Origin of the sequence: Streptomyces coeruleoprunus (assembly GCF_039542925.1) — a bacterium.
Taxonomy (GTDB): Bacteria; Actinomycetota; Actinomycetes; order Streptomycetales; family Streptomycetaceae; genus Streptomyces; species Streptomyces coeruleoprunus.
In genome coordinates, this window is record NZ_BAABIT010000001.1 from 6,069,286 (window position 1) to 6,084,953 (window position 15,668).

11 protein-coding genes are annotated in these 15,668 nt (G+C 70.1%); 8 read left to right on the forward strand and 3 right to left on the reverse strand.

Annotated features, from left to right (window positions below):
• Positions 1-215 precede the first annotated feature (215 nt).
• The 4 genes from metH (at position 216) to ABEB09_RS27195 (ending at position 8,307) form a co-directional block, all read left to right on the forward strand.
• Positions 216-3,740 carry a methionine synthase gene (gene metH, locus ABEB09_RS27180; RefSeq protein WP_345692547.1) on the forward strand — a complete coding sequence of 1,175 codons (3,525 nt, stop codon included), beginning with the start codon at positions 216-218 and terminating at the stop codon, positions 3,738-3,740.
• A gap of 112 nt (positions 3,741-3,852) precedes the next feature.
• The gene (locus tag ABEB09_RS27185) at positions 3,853-4,548 is read left to right on the forward strand and encodes an HAD family hydrolase (protein WP_345692548.1); all 696 of its coding nucleotides are present in this window, start codon (positions 3,853-3,855) and stop codon (positions 4,546-4,548) included.
• 504 nt (positions 4,549-5,052) lie between these two features.
• The gene (locus ABEB09_RS27190) at positions 5,053-6,654 is read left to right on the forward strand and encodes an ABC transporter substrate-binding protein (RefSeq protein WP_345692549.1); all 1,602 of its coding nucleotides are present in this window, start codon (positions 5,053-5,055) and stop codon (positions 6,652-6,654) included.
• Positions 6,655-6,717: 63 nt separating this feature from the next.
• Positions 6,718-8,307, forward strand: a complete 1,590-nt coding sequence (locus ABEB09_RS27195) for an ABC transporter substrate-binding protein (RefSeq protein WP_345692550.1) — start codon at positions 6,718-6,720, stop codon at positions 8,305-8,307.
• A gap of 180 nt (positions 8,308-8,487) precedes the next feature.
• On the opposite strand, the gene ABEB09_RS27200 is transcribed toward ABEB09_RS27195, so the two are convergent.
• Together ABEB09_RS27200 and ABEB09_RS27205 are read right to left on the reverse strand one after the other, a co-directional pair.
• Entirely contained in the window at positions 8,488-9,159 is a 672-nt protein-coding gene (locus ABEB09_RS27200; protein ID WP_345692551.1) for a response regulator, read from the reverse strand.
• 9 nt (positions 9,160-9,168) lie between these two features.
• Positions 9,169-9,981 carry a RecB family exonuclease gene (locus ABEB09_RS27205; protein ID WP_345692552.1) on the reverse strand — a complete coding sequence of 271 codons (813 nt, stop codon included), beginning with the start codon at positions 9,979-9,981 and terminating at the stop codon, positions 9,169-9,171.
• Positions 9,982-10,220: 239 nt separating this feature from the next.
• Here ABEB09_RS27205 and ABEB09_RS27210 point away from each other — a divergent pair, with 239 nt between their 5' ends.
• From ABEB09_RS27210 to ABEB09_RS27220, 3 genes are all read left to right on the forward strand, one after another.
• Positions 10,221-11,468 carry a site-2 protease family protein gene (locus ABEB09_RS27210; RefSeq protein ID WP_345692553.1) on the forward strand — a complete coding sequence of 416 codons (1,248 nt, stop codon included), beginning with the start codon at positions 10,221-10,223 and terminating at the stop codon, positions 11,466-11,468.
• A gap of 52 nt (positions 11,469-11,520) precedes the next feature.
• Positions 11,521-12,408, forward strand: coding sequence for a tRNA (adenine-N1)-methyltransferase (locus ABEB09_RS27215; RefSeq protein WP_345692554.1), 888 nt, complete (start codon positions 11,521-11,523; stop codon positions 12,406-12,408).
• 190 nt (positions 12,409-12,598) lie between these two features.
• Positions 12,599-13,171: a hypothetical protein gene (locus tag ABEB09_RS27220; RefSeq protein ID WP_345692555.1), complete on the forward strand. Its 573-nt coding sequence runs from the start codon at positions 12,599-12,601 to the stop codon at positions 13,169-13,171.
• A gap of 4 nt (positions 13,172-13,175) precedes the next feature.
• Here the strand turns inward: ABEB09_RS27220 and ABEB09_RS27225 are convergent, their stop codons facing one another.
• On the reverse strand, positions 13,176-13,487 hold the full coding sequence (locus tag ABEB09_RS27225) for a ferredoxin (RefSeq protein WP_345692556.1): 312 nt from the start codon (positions 13,485-13,487) through the stop codon (positions 13,176-13,178).
• A gap of 266 nt (positions 13,488-13,753) precedes the next feature.
• Here ABEB09_RS27225 and arc point away from each other — a divergent pair, with 266 nt between their 5' ends.
• Positions 13,754-15,520, forward strand: coding sequence for a proteasome ATPase (gene arc / locus ABEB09_RS27230; RefSeq protein WP_345692557.1), 1,767 nt, complete (start codon positions 13,754-13,756; stop codon positions 15,518-15,520).
• The last annotated feature ends 148 nt before the right edge of the window (positions 15,521-15,668 follow it).

Here is a 15,668-nt window from a genome sequence, read left to right on the forward strand (position 1 = left end):
TTCGACAATGCTGAACACTATCGGTCGTTGCCGACCTCCGGCCACATCCGGAAACCCACAACGACGAACGTGGCCGGACTCCGCCCCCGCACAGCATGCCGTCCGCCACGTGGGACAACATGTCCGCCCCGGGGCCCGGACGGTTACGCTGGCCGCGTGCGCCCTCTGCCCGGGGGCGCAAAGCCGACAGCCGTCGCACCCCAGGGAGCACCTCCATGGCCTCGTTGCCGACCCCTTCCGCCGCGTCCGCCGACAGCGCCGCCCGAGCAGCCGCCCTCCGCGAAGCCCTCGCCACCCGTGTGGTCGTGGCTGACGGAGCCATGGGCACGATGCTCCAGGCGCAGGACCCGACGCTGGAGGACTTCCAGAACCTCGAGGGCTGCAACGAGATCCTCAACGTCACCCGCCCCGACATCGTCCGCTCCGTCCACGAGGCGTACTTCGCCGCGGGTGTCGACTGCGTCGAGACGAACACCTTCGGCGCCAACCTCTCCGCCCTCGGCGAGTACGACGTCGCCGAGCGGATCACCGAGCTGTCCGAGGCCGGCGCCCGTATCGCCCGCGAGGCCGCCGACGCGTTCACCGCCTCCACCGGCAGCCAGCGCTGGGTCCTGGGCTCCATGGGCCCCGGCACCAAGCTGCCCACCCTCGGCCACACCACGTACCCCGCCATCCGCGACGCCTACCAGCAGAACGCCGAGGGCCTGCTCGCCGGCGGCGCCGACGCCCTCCTGGTGGAGACCACGCAGGACCTCCTCCAGACGAAGGCGGCCGTCATCGCCGCCCGCCGGGCCATGGACACCGCCGGATACGACGTCCCGCTCATCGTCTCCGTCACCGTCGAGACCACCGGCACCATGCTCCTCGGCTCCGAGATCGGCGCCGCGCTCACCGCGCTGGAGCCCCTCGGCATCGACATGATCGGCCTGAACTGCGCCACCGGCCCCGCCGAGATGAGCGAGCACCTGCGCCACCTGTCCCGGCACTCCCGTATCCCGCTGTCCTGCATGCCGAACGCCGGCCTGCCCGTCCTCGGCAAGGACGGCGCCCACTACCCGCTGACCGCCCCCGAGCTGGCCGACGCCCAGGAGACCTTCGTCCGCGAGTACGGGCTCTCCCTCGTCGGCGGCTGCTGCGGTACGACCCCCGAGCACCTGCGCCAGGTCGTCGAGCGGGTCCGCGACCTCGCCCCCGCGCCCCGCGAGCCCCGCCCCGAGCCGGGCGCGGCCTCCCTCTACCAGACCGTGCCGTTCCGGCAGGACACCTCGTACCTCGCCATCGGCGAGCGGACGAACGCCAACGGCTCCAAGAAGTTCCGCGAGGCCATGCTGGAGGGCCGCTGGGACGACTGCGTGGAGATGGCCCGCGACCAGATCCGCGAGGGCGCCCACATGCTCGACCTGTGCGTCGACTACGTCGGCCGCGACGGCGTCGCCGACATGTCCGAGCTGGCCGGCCGCTTCGCCACGGCCTCCACGCTGCCCATCGTGCTGGACTCCACCGAGGTCGACGTCATCCGCGCGGGCCTGGAGAAGCTGGGCGGCCGTGCCGTCATCAACTCCGTCAACTACGAGGACGGCGACGGCCCCGAGTCCCGGTTCGCGAAGGTCACCGCGCTCGCCCGGGAGCACGGCGCCGCGCTGATCGCCCTCACCATCGACGAGGAGGGCCAGGCCCGTACGCCCGAGAAGAAGGTGGAGATCGCCGAGCGGCTGATCGCCGACCTGACCGGCAACTGGGGCATCCGCGAGGAGGACATCCTCGTCGACTGCCTCACCTTCACCATCTGCACCGGTCAGGAGGAGTCCCGCAAGGACGGCATCGCCACCATCGAGGCGATCCGCGAGCTGAAGCGCCGCCGCCCGGCCGTGCAGACCACGCTGGGGCTCTCCAACATCTCCTTCGGCCTCAACCCGGCCGCGCGCATCCTGCTGAACTCCGTCTTCCTGGACGAGTGCGTGAAGGCGGGCCTCGACTCGGCGATCGTGCACGCCTCCAAGATCCTGCCGATCGCCCGTTTCGACGAGGAGCAGGTCACCACCGCCCTCGACCTGATCTACGACCGCCGCTCTGAGGGCTACGACCCGCTCCAGCGGCTCATGGAGCTGTTCGAGGGCGCCACCGCCAAGTCCCTCAAGGCCGGCAAGGCCGAGGAGCTGGCCGCCCTCCCCCTGGAGGAGCGCCTCAAGCGCCGCATCATCGACGGCGAGAAGAACGGCCTGGAGGCCGACCTCGACGAGGCCCTGCGGGACCGCCCGGCGCTCGACATCGTCAACGACACGCTGCTCGACGGCATGAAGGTGGTCGGCGAGCTGTTCGGCTCCGGCCAGATGCAGCTGCCGTTCGTCCTCCAGTCGGCCGAGGTCATGAAGAGCGCGGTCGCCCACCTCGAACCCCACATGGAGAAGTCGGACGCCGAGGGCAAGGGCACCATCGTCCTCGCCACCGTCCGCGGCGACGTCCACGACATCGGCAAGAACCTCGTCGACATCATCCTCTCCAACAACGGCTACAACGTCGTCAACCTCGGCATCAAGCAGCCGGTCTCCGCGATCGTCGAGGCGGCCGAGGAGCACCGCGCCGACGTCATCGGCATGTCCGGACTCCTCGTCAAGTCGACCGTCATCATGAAGGAGAACCTGGAGGAGCTGAACCAGCGCGACCTGGCCGCCAAGTACCCGGTCATCCTCGGCGGCGCCGCCCTCACCCGCGCCTACGTCGAGCAGGACCTCCACGAGATCTACCAGGGCGAAGTCCGCTACGCCCGGGACGCCTTCGAGGGCCTGCGCCTCATGGACGCGCTCGTCGCCGTCAAGCGCGGCGTGCCCGGCGCCACCCTGCCGGAACTCAAGCAGCGCCGCGTCCGGGCCACCGGCTCCGCCGTCGTGACGGAGGACCGGGAGCCGGAGAGCGGTGTCCGCTCCGACGTCGCCACCGACAACCCCGTCCCCGAGCCGCCGTTCTGGGGTACGCGGGTCGTCAAGGGCATCCAGCTCAAGGAGTACGCGAGCTGGCTCGACGAGGGCGCCCTGTTCAAGGGCCAGTGGGGCCTCAAGCAGAACCGGACGGGCGACGGCCCCTCGTACGAGGAACTGGTCGAGACCGAGGGCCGGCCCCGGCTGCGCGGCTGGCTGGACCAGCTGCACACGCAGAACATGCTGGAGGCGGCCGTCGTCCACGGCTACTTCCCCTGCGTGTCCAAGGGCGACGACCTGATCATCCTCGACGAGAGCGGCAACGAGCGCACCCGCTTCACCTTCCCGCGCCAGCGCCGTGGCCGCCGCCTGTGCCTCGCCGACTTCTTCCGTCCCGAGGAGTCCGGCGAGACCGATGTCGTCGGACTCCAGGTCGTCACCGTCGGCTCCCGCATCGGCGAGGAGACGGCCCGGCTCTTCGAGGCCAACGCCTACCGCGACTACCTCGAACTCCACGGCCTGTCCGTCCAGTTGGCCGAGGCGCTCGCCGAGTACTGGCACGCCCGCGTCCGCGCGGAGCTGGGCTTCGCCGGCGAGGACCCCGAGCACGTCGAGGACATGTTCGCGCTGAAGTACCGCGGCGCCCGCTTCTCCCTCGGGTACGGAGCCTGCCCCGACCTGGAGGACCGGGCCAAGATCGCCGACCTCCTCCAGCCGGAGCGCATCGGCGTCGTGCTGTCCGAGGAGTTCCAGCTCCACCCCGAACAGTCGACCGACGCGATCGTCCTCCACCACCCCGAGGCGAAGTACTTCAACGCGCGCTGACCCGTCACGACGTACACTGGTCGGTCCAGTGCAGGCCGGTCGCTCATCTCCACCGGGACGTTTCCGTGGGGGAGGGCGACCGGCCTTCTCGTCCCTCATGGAGGTGTGCCGGATGACCAGCACGGTCCCCGCGTCCTTGACCCGAACGGCCGACGGCTCGGCTCTGCAGGCCGTCTTCCTCGACATGGACGGCACGCTCGTCGACACCGAGGGGTTCTGGTGGGACGTGGAGGTCGAGGTCTTCGCCGACCTCGGACACGAGCTGGACGAGTCCTGGCGCGACATCGTCGTCGGCGGCCCCATGACGCGCAGCGCCGGCTACCTCATCGAGGCCACGGGCGCCGACATCGGCCTGCCCGAGCTGACCACGCTCCTCAACGACCGGTTCGTGGAGCGCATCGACGACGGCGTGCCCCTCATGCCGGGCGCCGACCGCCTCCTCGCCGAGCTGGCCGCCCACGCGGTCCCCACCGCCCTGGTGTCCGCGTCCCACCGGCGCATCATCGACCGGGTCCTGCGCACCCTCGGCCCCGACCGGTTCACGCTCACCGTCGCGGGCGACGAGGTGCCCCGTACCAAGCCGCACCCCGACCCGTACCTTCTCGCGGCCCGCGGGGTCGGCGCCGACCCGGCCAGATGCGCCGTCGTCGAGGACACCCCCACGGGAGTCGCCGCCGCCGAGGCCGCGGGCTGCCGGGTCGTCGCCGTACCGTCGCTCGCCCCCATCGCCCCCGCGGACGGCAGGGTCGTCGTCGGCTCCCTCGAAGAGGTCGATCTTGGTTTTCTGCGTGCCCTGATCACTCTCTGACCACTTCCCGATCACGCGCGGCGAAGAAGCGCACACCCGGCGCATCCCGGTGAATGCGGGGAAAACACCAGGCGTCGAATCGTGCCTTTCGCGTGACCCGACGGAAAAGCGCACAACGTGACCTTGCTCACCCAGCGTGGTGTCGGCGGGATGCCCGCAAGGGCCCGCATGCCCGGTTGACGGGGCTTCGGCCCGGTCTTTGTGTCCGGATTCATCTGCGCCTGTACGAAACGCTCCCGCGCTCCGAGATCACACGAGCGCCGCGCGTGATCACTGTCTGATGACCTCTCAAGTCAAGGGCGGTCCGGCATTAGTGGCGATTGCCACTAATCTTTTCGCCGAGCACTCGCCGCACCTTTCCCCGTGTTCCGGCCGCCACAAAGCAGCCGCGCACAGGATCGATCGTTCGTATCCCGGCCCGATCGTCCGCCTCCACCCCGGGCGGCCGCGGCGCGTCTCCGCACACCGCAACACCCCCGTGCCGGATTCAGGAGTACGTCCCAGATGAACCGCAAGACCTTGGTGCTGCCGGCCGTCGTCGGCCTGCTGGCCCCCCTGCTCGCCGCGTGCGGCACCCAGCAGGGCGGTGCCGCCGGAGGCAACGCCATCGTCGTCGGCACCACCGACCAGTTCACCGCCACCGAGGACGCCCCGGCACCCTTCGACCCGGCCTACGCCTATGACACCGGCATCTGGAACGTGCTCCGCCAGACCGTCCAGACCCTCGTGCGCGTCCCGCGCGGCGGCGGCCGCCCCGTGCCCGACGCCGCCTCGGAGTGCCAGTTCACCGACCGGGTCAGCGAGAGCTACCGCTGCACCCTGCGCGACGGACTGACCTTCTCCGACGGCACGCCCGTGACCGCCCAGGACGTGAAGTTCTCCATCGAGCGCGTCCTCGCCATCAAGTCCGACAACGGCGCCGCCGGCCTCCTCTCGAACATCGACACCATCGAGGTCAAGGGCTACCGGGAGATCGTCTTCCATCTGAAGACCCCCGACGCCACCTTCCCGTACAAGCTGGCCACCCCCGTCGCGGGCATCGTCAGCAGCGACAAGTACGAGGCAGACAAGCTCCGCGAGGGCTTCCAGGTCGACGGCTCCGGCCCGTACACGATGAAGGCCAACGTCTCCGACGGCCATGTCACCAGCGTCGTCTTCACCAAGAACGGCCGCTACAAGGGCGGCGTGAAGCTCCGCAACGACCAGGTCGAGCTGCGCTCGTTCGCGGACGCCGGCGCCATGGCGGGCGCCCTCGACGCCGGCGACATCGACCTGATGACCCGCACCATGGAGCCCGAGCAGATCAGGGAGCTCCACGCGCGGCCCAAGGAGGGCATCAAGCTCACCGAGATGCCCGGCCTGGAGATCCGCTACCTCGCCTTCAACACCCGGCACCCCTCGGTCAAGGACAAGGCGGTCCGCCAGGCCATGGCCTCCGTCATCGACCGCAGCAAGATCGCGGGCGATGTCTACGGCTCCACCGCCACCCCGCTCTACTCGCTGATCCCGTCCTCGATCGCCACGCACACCAACTCCTTCTTCGACAAGTACGGCGAGCCCAGCCGCAAGAAGGCCGCGGCCATCCTCGACGACGCCGGCATCGACACCCCGGTGAAGCTGACCCTGCACTACACGACCGACCACTACGGCTCCGCCACCGCCAAGGAGTTCGCCGCGCTGCGCGACCAGCTCAATGCCAGCGGGCTGTTCGACGTGACGGTCAAGGGCAGCGAGTGGTCCACCTTCCGGCCCGCCCAGAAGCGCGGCGAGTACGCGGTCTACGGACTGGGCTGGTTCCCCGACTTCCCGGACCCGGACAACTTCACCGCGCCGTTCCTCGACGCGGACAACTTCCTCAACACGCCCTACGTCAGCGAAGAGGCGCGCACCCGGCTCATCCCGGCGTCGCGCCGCGAGGCGGACCGCACCTCCGCGGCGCCGGCCTTCGAGAAGCTCCAGCGGATCGTCGCCGAGGACGTCCCGGTGCTCCCGCTGTGGCAGGGCAAGCAGTACGTGGCCTCCCGCGACACCCTCACGGGCGTCGAGTGGGCGCTCAACACGTCCTCGGACCTGCAGCTCTGGGAGCTCGGCCGAGGCACCGCCTGACCCCTGCAACACCCGGCCGTGCATGGGCCCGGTCGACGAAGAGATCCAGAGGCAAAGGTTCCAGTGAAGGCACACAACAAGTGGCTGACGGCCCCGCTCGCCGCGGGGCTGGCCGCCGCCCTGCTCAGCGGCTGCGGCACGGACAAGGACGGGGCGAACGGCGACGCCGCCGGCACCGTCGTCGTCGGCATGTCCGACCAGGTCCTGGCCACCGACCCGGCGACCGGCTACGACCCGGGTTCCTGGCTGCTGTTCAACAACGTCTTCCAGTCCCTGCTCAGCTTCCCCAAGGGCGCCACGCTGCCCCAGCCGGAAGCCGCCGAGAGGTGCGACTTCGACAAGGGCGCCAGCACCGTCTACCGCTGCACCCTGCGCGACGGCCTCAAGTTCAGCAACGGCAACCCGCTGACCGCCGAGGACGTCAAGTTCTCCTTCGAGCGCTCCCTGAAGATCGCCGACGAGTCCGGACCGAGCCCGCTGCTCTCCACCATCGACAAGATCGAGACGCCCGACGACAGGACCGTCGTCTTCCGGCTCAAGGTGCCCGACGCCACGTTCCCGAGCAAGATCGCCTCGGGTGCCGGCTCCATCGTCGACCACCGCGAGTACGAGGCCGGCGCCCTGCGCACCGACCTCAAGGCCGTCGGTTCCGGCCCGTACCAGCTGGAGTCCTTCAGCGAGCAGGAAGCAGTCTTCTCGGTCAACCCGCACTACAAGGGCACCGCGAAGGTCAAGAACACCGGCATCAAGCTGAAGCTCTACCAGGGCGACCGCAAGGCCCTCGCCGACGCCATGAAGAACGGCGACATCGATGTCGCCTACCGCGGCCTCGCGCCCACGGACATCAAGGAGCTGAACGGCTCCCCGACCGCCGGCCAGAAGGGCATCTCGGTCATCGAGGGCTCCAGCGCCGAGGTGCAGCACCTGGTCTTCAACATGAAGGACCCGGTCGCCGGCAAGCTGGGCGTCCGCAAGGCCGTCGCGCTCCTCATCGACCGCAACGCGCTCGTCCAGGACGTCTACGAGTCCACCGCGACCCCGCTGTACTCCGTCGTCCCGGCCGGCATCCTCGGCCACAACACCGCCTTCTTCGACCGCTACGGCGACAAGCCGCAGCCCGAGAAGGCGAAGAAGGCGCTGCGCGAGGACGGCATCGAGGGCAAGGTCAAGCTGACCCTCTGGTCCACGCCCAACCGCTACGGCCCCGGCACCGACGAGCAGATCAAGGCCATCGCCAAGCAGCTGAACGACAGCGGCCTGTTCGAGGCCGACGTCAAGTCCGTCGAGTACGACCAGTACGAGAAGGACATCCAGGCCGGCAAGTACGGCGTGTACGTGAAGGGCTGGGTGCCCGACTACCCGGACCCCGACAACTTCACGCAGCCGTTCTTCGGTGCCGACAACGTCCTCGGCAACAACTACGAGAACAAGAAGATCAGCGGCAAGATCATCCCGGACACCGCGGCGGCCGCCGACCGCGCCTCCGCCCAGGACGCCTTCGGCACCCTCCAGGACCTGGTCGCCGAGGACCTGCCGGTCCTGCCGCTGTGGCAGGCCAAGCAGTACGCCGTCGCCCGCAACAGCATCACCGGACTGGAGTGGACGCTCGACGCGTCGACCGTGTTCCGCTTCTGGGAGATCAAGAAGGGCTGACGCCCTCCCTCCCACCCCGAGCCCGCCCGGTCCCGCCCGAGGGACCGCGGCGGGCTCGTCCGCACCCCGCCGGGTCCGGCCGCCGGAAACGACACGACCGCCCCGGGCGCTCCCGGGGCGGTCGACGTGCATCGGTGCCGTGGTGGCCTCAGCCGCGGCGGGCCCGCTGCCGCGGCGGCCTCACTGCGCGCCCGGCCGGACCAGCCCGCTCTCGTACGCGTACACCGCCGCCTGCACCCGGTCGCGCAACCCCAGCTTCGTCAGCACATGGCCGACATGGGTCTTCACGGTCGTCTCGGACACGAACAGGTCCGCCGCGATCTCCGCGTTCGACAACCCCCGCGCCACCAGCTTCAGCACCTCCACCTCACGCTCCGTCAAGGTGCCCAGCGTGTCCGGCACCGGCTCCTCGCCCGACGGAAGATGGTCCGCGTACTTGTCGAGCAGCCGCCGCGTGATGCTCGGCGCCAGCATGGCCTCCCCGGCCGCGACCACCCGGATGGCCTGCACCAGCTCGGTCGCCGGGGCGTCCTTCAACAGGAAACCGCTCGCCCCCGCCTTCAGCGCCTCCACCACGTACTCGTCCAGGTCGAACGTCGTCAGCACCAGCACCTTCGCCGGCCCGTCCCGCCCCGGCCCGGTGATCTGCCGGGTGGCCTCCACCCCGTCCATCCGCGGCATACGGATGTCCATCAGCACCACATCGGGCTGCAGCGCCCGCACCTGGTCGAGCGCCTGGAGACCGTCACCGGCCTCACCGACCACCGCGATGTCCTGCTCGGCCTCCAGAATCATCCGGAAACCGGTGCGCAGCAGCGGCTGGTCGTCCACCAGTAGGACGCGGATCGCCACGGGTACTCCTTAAAGGCTCGCTGGATCGCCCTCATTCTGCCCCGACCCGGGCCGGCGCACGGACAGCGGGTAGACCGGGGGAGTCCCGCCGAATTCCGGGCAGAACGCCTGGTGGTCGCACCACCCGCACAGCTTCGTCGGCCGCGGCCGCCAGTCGCCCGTCTCGGTGGCCTTCCGGATCGCGTCCCACAGCGCCAGCAGCTTGCGCTCTACCCGGCGCAGGTCCGCCTCCACCGGGTCGTACGTCAGCACGTCGCCGCTGCCCAGGTACACCAGCTGGAGCCGGCGCGGCACCACGCCCTTCAGCCGCCAGACCACCAACGCGTAGAACGTCATCTGGAACAGCGCGCCCTCGCTGTACTCCGGCTTCGGCGCCTTGCCCGTCTTGTAGTCGACGATCCGCACCTCACCCGTCGGCGCCACGTCCACCCGGTCGATCACGCCCCGCAGCCGCAGCCCCGACTCCAGCTCCGTCTCCACGAACAGCTCCCGCTCGGCCGGCTCCAGCCGCGTCGGGTCCTCCAGCGCGAACCACCGCTCGACCAGCTCCTCGGCCTCCTCCAGCCAGCGCGCCAGCCGCTCGCCGTCGGTGCTCCCCTCGTCGCCCTCGAACAGCACCCCGAGCTCCGGCCGCGACTCCAGCAGCCGGTTCCACTGCCCCGGCACCATCGCCCGCGCCCTCGGCGCCGTCCGCTCGGCCGCCGGGTCGTCGAAGAGCCGCTCCAGCACCGCGTGCACCAGCGTGCCCCGCGTCGCCGCCGCGCTCGGCTTCTCCGGCAGCTTGTCGATCACCCGGAACCGGTACAGCAGGGGACACTGCATGAAGTCGCTCGCCCGCGACGGGGACAGCGACGACGGCGGCCGCGGATCCGGAGAGGAGGACCCACCGGGGGAAGCGGACGCGTCGGGGTCGGCGGAAGGGGACGGATCGACGGAGGCGGACGGACCGGACGGAGCGGACGGACGGGAAGTCATGACTCAGAACCCTACGGCCCGCCACCGACAGCCGGCGGCATACCATCGACGCCAGACGCTCGCACACCGCATATCGAAGGGAACCCGTGAACCAGGACGACGAGAGCGGCGAGACCACCCGCCCGCGGTCCGACACGGCCGGAACCCCCCGCGACGGCGGGAAGCGACGACGCTCGGGCGAACCCGGCGGCGGCATCCTCATGGGCCGCGTCTTCGGCGTGCCCGTCTACGTCGCCCCCAGCTGGTTCCTCGTCGCGGCCCTCATCACCTGGGTCTTCGGCGGCCAGCTCGACCGGGTCCTGCCCGAACTGGGCGGCGCCCGCTACCTCGTCTCCCTCTTCTTCGCCGTCGCCTTCTACGCCTCGGTCCTCGTCCACGAACTGGCCCACACCGTCGCGGCCCTCCGCTTCAAGCTCCCGGTGCGCCGCATCCAGCTCCAGTTCTTCGGCGGCGTCTCCGAGATCGAGAAGGAGACCGAGACCCCCGGCCGCGAGTTCGTCCTCGCCTTCGTCGGGCCCCTGCTCTCCCTCGTCCTCTCGGGCGTCTTCTACGCCGCGATGCAGGCCGTCGAACCCGGCACCGTCCCCGGCGTCATCCTCGCCGGCCTGATGATCTCCAACCTCATCGTCGCCGCGTTCAACCTGCTCCCCGGCCTGCCCCTGGACGGCGGCCGGATGCTCCGCGCCGTCGTGTGGAAGATCACCGGCAAGGCGATGAGCGGCACCGTCGCCGCCGCCTGGGTCGGCCGCGCCCTGGCCATCACGGTCCTCATCGGCCTGCCGCTCCTCACCCACACCGGCGCCCTCGGCGGGCGCGGCGAGATCAGCGGCATGGACACCGTCACCGACGCCCTGCTCGCCGCCATCCTCGCCGCGATCATCTGGACCGGCGCCGGCAACAGCCTGCGCATGGCCCGCCTCCGCGAGCACCTCCCCGAGCTGCGCGCCCGCAGCCTCACCCGGCGAGCCGTCCCCGTCGAGTCCGACACGCCGCTCTCCGAAGCCCTGCGCCGCGCCAACGAGGCGGGCGCCCGCGCCCTCGTCGTCGTCGACGGCCACGGCGAACCCACCGCCCTCGTCCGCGAGACGGCCATCGTCGGCATCCCCCAGCACCGCCGCCCCTGGGTCGCCGTCAGCGGCCTGGCCCAGGACCTCACCGACGGCATGAGGGTCCCCGCCGAACTCGCCGGGGAGGCCCTCCTCGACAAGCTCCGCGAGACGCCCGCCACGGAGTACCTGGTGGTCGAGGAGACCGGCGAGATCTACGGTGTCCTGTCCACCGCCGACGTGGAGCGCGCCTTCGTTCGCGCCATGGCCCGCCCCACCTCCTCCTGACCGGCCGGCGGGCGTGGTCAGCGGCCGCGGCGCCGCCGGGTACCCTGGTCACATGTCCGAACCGACCGGTGCCGCCCGCCGTCGCGGGCCCTTCAAGGTCGGGGACCAGGTCCAGCTCACCGACCCCAAGGGACGCCACTACACGTTCACGCTCGAGGCCGGGAAGAACTTCCACACCCACAAGGGGTCCTTCCCGCACGACGAGCTGATCGGCGCCCCCGAGGGCAGTGTTGTCCGTACCACGGGAAACGTCGCCTACCTCGCGCTGCGCCCCCTGCTCCCCGACTACGTCCTGTCCATGCCCCGCGGCGCCGCCGTGGTCTACCCCAAGGACGCGGGGCAGATCCTCGCCTTCGCCGACATCTTCCCCGGCGCCCGCGTCGTCGAGGCCGGGGTGGGCTCGGGCTCGCTCAGCAGCTTCCTGCTGCGCGCCATCGGCGACAGCGGCATGCTCCACTCGTACGAGCGCCGTGAGGACTTCGCCGAGATCGCCAAGGCCAACGTCGAGCGCTACTTCGGCGGCCCGCACCCGGCCTGGCAGCTCACCGTCGGCGACCTCCAGGACAACCTGTCCGACACCGACGTCGACCGTGTGATCCTCGACATGCTCGCCCCCTGGGAGTGCCTGGAGGCCGTCTCCAAGGCGCTCGTCCCCGGCGGCATCCTCTGCTGCTACGTGGCGACCACCACCCAGCTGGCCCGGACCGTGGAGTCCATCCGCGAGATCGGCTGCTACGCCGAGCCGCAGCCCTGGGAGTCGATGATCCGCAACTGGCACGTGGAGGGCCTGGCCGTCCGCCCGGACCACCGCATGATCGGCCACACCGGATTCCTCGTCACCGCCCGCCGCCTGGCCGACGGCGTCGAGCCCCCGATGCGCCGCCGCCGCCCCGCCAAGGGCGCCTACGGCGAGGACTACGAGGGTCCCAACAAGGGCTGACGCCCCGACAACGCGACAGCGCCGCCGCCCAGTTCCCGCACCATGAGGGAAACTGCGCGGCGGCGCCGCCGTGTTCACCCGCTCGGGCCCGGCCCGCCGGCCTGAGCGCACACCCCGTGGTTCCCCCTCCCTGTGACGTGTGGCACGATGCTGGCCACCTCCACCGCACAGCCCACAGGAGACACTCCGCGTGCAGACCTCCGCCGTCCCGGACCTCGCGCACACCCATGCCGGCCCGATGCACTGGCTCGTCACCGCCACGGCCATGGCCGGAGTCGTGGCCCTCGCCGGACTTGTACAACCGGAACCGGCCACCGCGTCACTGCCCGGCACCGGCACGGCCGCCGCCCCGGCTCCCGCGCCCGCCCCCGACGCCGCCGCGGTCACCTACCCGCTCGACTGCCGGGGCGCGCCCACCGTCGTGGCCAGGAAGGCCACGGGCGACCTCGACGGCGACGGCCGCCCCGAAACCGTCGCTGCGGTCCACTGCGGCGCCGGCTCCGGCACTCCGCCGCACGGCCTGTACGTGCTGACCGGGCCCGCGGGCGCGGGCCCCCGCGTCGTGGCGACCCTCGTCACGCCCACGGACCGCGTCAACATCGGTGACCTCGCCGTACGCGGCGGAGCGGTCACCGCCACACTGCTCGGCTACTCGTCCGCCGACGTCCCCCGCTGCTGCCCCGACAAGCGCGAGGAGGTCTCCTGGCGGTGGACCGGCGGACGGTTCGTCCGCGGCGCCGGCTCAGAGGCGTCCCGCGCCTGAGTGGTCACTCAGCGTCAGGGCCGTAGACTTCCACGCTGTCCGAAACACGACGTACGTGGATGCAGTCGCCCGGACACTCCTTCGCGGAGTCGATCACGTCCTGGAGAAGCGGAAGCGGAACCGGAGTCGTGGCCCCCGGCTCCTGGAGCAGCTCGTCGTCCCCGGACTTCACGTACGCCAGCCCGTCGATGTCCAGCTCGAAGACCTCGGGGGCGTACTGCGCGCAGATACCGTCGCCGGTGCAGAGGTCCTGGTCGATCCAGACCTCCAGAGCCTCTCCGGCGGCCGTGGTGGGAGCCTCGTGCTGCGCGGTCATCTGCCCTGCCGTTTCCTGCGTCGGTTCAAGCTCCGTAGAGAGCTTCATGAAGTAAGTCGGGCCCTCCCTGACGGGTGTTGGCCACTGATGACGATACAACCGGCCGCTTTCCGATGTTGATGGGTGGGTATTCCCTTGACGTGGGGGAGAGCGCAAGGGTGAAGATCGGACACACCTCGAGAGTCTTTGTGATCTAGGGGTTTCAATCACCACCCACGCAGGTAGGGTCTGGAAGCGTCCAGCTCCCCTTGGAGGAGGTGAGGACCGTGGCAGCCCACGACGACGACATCAACCGCGGCATCCGGCCGGGGCGGGGGTCTGACGACCCTGCCGGCCAGGTCGCCTATCTCGAGCAGGAAATCGCCGTCCTGCGACGTAAGCTCGCCGACTCTCCGCGGCACACGAGGATTCTCGAGGAGCGGATCGTCGAGCTGCAGACCAACCTGGCCGGCGTGTCCGCACAGAACGAGCGGCTCGCCAACACGCTCCGTGAGGCCCGCGACCAGATCGTGGCCCTCAAGGAGGAGGTCGACCGCCTCGCACAGCCACCGGCCGGCTTCGGTGTGTTCCTGCAGGCGAACGAGGACGGCACCTGCGACATCTTCACCGGCGGCCGCAAGCTCCGGGTGAACGTCAGCCCGAGCATCGAGCTCGACGAGCTCAGGCGCGGCCAGGAAGTCATGCTCAACGAAGCGCTCAACGTGGTCGACGCCATGGAGTTCGAGCGCGCCGGTGACATCGTCACCCTCAAGGAGATCCTGGAGGACGGCGAGCGCGCCCTGGTCATCGGCCACACCGACGAGGAGCGGGTGGTGCGGCTCGCCGAGCCGCTGCTGGACGTCACCATCCGTCCCGGCGACGCCCTCCTGCTGGAGCCCAGGTCCGGCTACGTCTACGAGGTGATCCCGAAGAGCGAGGTCGAGGAACTCGTCCTCGAAGAGGTGCCGGACGTCGACTACGACAAGATCGGCGGCCTGGGCAACCAGATCGAGCTGATCCGCGACGCGGTCGAGCTTCCGTACCTCTACCCCGACCTCTTCAAGGAGCACGAGCTGCGGCCGCCCAAGGGCATCCTGCTCTACGGCCCGCCCGGCTGCGGCAAGACGCTCATCGCCAAGGCCGTCGCCAACTCCCTTGCCAAGAAGGTCGCCGAGGTCACCGGACAGCCCGCGGGCAAGAGCTACTTCCTGAACATCAAGGGCCCCGAGCTGCTCAACAAGTACGTCGGCGAGACCGAGCGGCACATCCGCCTGGTCTTCCAGCGGGCCCGCGAGAAGGCCGGCGAGGGCACACCCGTCATCGTCTTCTTCGACGAGATGGAGTCCCTCTTCCGCACCCGCGGCTCCGGCGTCAGCTCGGACGTGGAGAACACCATCGTCCCGCAGCTGCTCGCCGAGATCGACGGTGTGGAGGGCCTGGAGAACGTCATCGTCATCGGCGCCTCCAACCGCGAGGACATGATCGACCCGGCCATCCTGCGCCCCGGCCGGCTCGACGTGAAGATCAAGATCGAGCGTCCGGACGCCGAGGCCGCCAGGGACATCTTCGGCAAGTACCTGACGGCGTCGCTGCCGCTGCACGCGGACGACCTGGCCGAGCACAACGGCTCCAAGGAAGCCGCCGCCCAGGCCATGATCCAGTCCGTCGTGGAGCAGATGTACGCGGAATCCGAGGAGAACCGGTTCCTCGAGGTCACGTACGCGAATGGCGACAAGGAAGTCCTGTACTTCAAGGACTTCAATTCCGGAGCGATGATCCAGAACATCGTCGACCGGGCCAAGAAGATGGCCATCAAGGCCTTCCTCGATCAGAACCAGAAGGGCATCCGCGTCTCCCACCTCCTCCAGGCCTGCGTGGACGAGTTCAAGGAGAACGAGGACCTGCCGAACACGACGAACCCGGACGACTGGGCCCGTATTTCCGGAAAGAAGGGCGAGCGGATCGTCTTCATCCGCACCCTCGTCACCGGAAAGCAGGGCGCGGACACCGGACGCTCCATCGACACGGTGGCGAACACCGGTCAGTACCTGTAAAACGCAGAACCGGCTGCGGATGTCCGGAAGGGGCATCCGCAGCCGCCTGCTTTCCACCCGGGTCCGGCCACGCACCCCCACACCGGAGCCACAGCCGAGCAATGACGCAATTGATCTCCCCACCAGCGCAAAGGCGCTCTAGGCTCTT

Excerpts from the sequence above, each read along its gene's own strand:
- metH (WP_345692547.1), top strand. The coding sequence starts at position 216 with ATGGCCTCGTTGCCGACCCCTTCCGCCGCGTCCGCCGACAGCGCCGCC.
- ABEB09_RS27185 (WP_345692548.1), top strand. The coding sequence starts at position 3,853 with ATGACCAGCACGGTCCCCGCGTCCTTGACCCGAACGGCCGACGGCTCG.
- ABEB09_RS27190 (WP_345692549.1), top strand. The coding sequence starts at position 5,053 with ATGAACCGCAAGACCTTGGTGCTGCCGGCCGTCGTCGGCCTGCTGGCC.
- ABEB09_RS27205 (WP_345692552.1), bottom strand. The coding sequence starts at position 9,981 with ATGCAGTGTCCCCTGCTGTACCGGTTCCGGGTGATCGACAAGCTGCCG.
- ABEB09_RS27215 (WP_345692554.1), top strand. The coding sequence starts at position 11,521 with ATGTCCGAACCGACCGGTGCCGCCCGCCGTCGCGGGCCCTTCAAGGTC.
- ABEB09_RS27225 (WP_345692556.1), bottom strand. The coding sequence starts at position 13,487 with ATGACCGCGCAGCACGAGGCTCCCACCACGGCCGCCGGAGAGGCTCTG.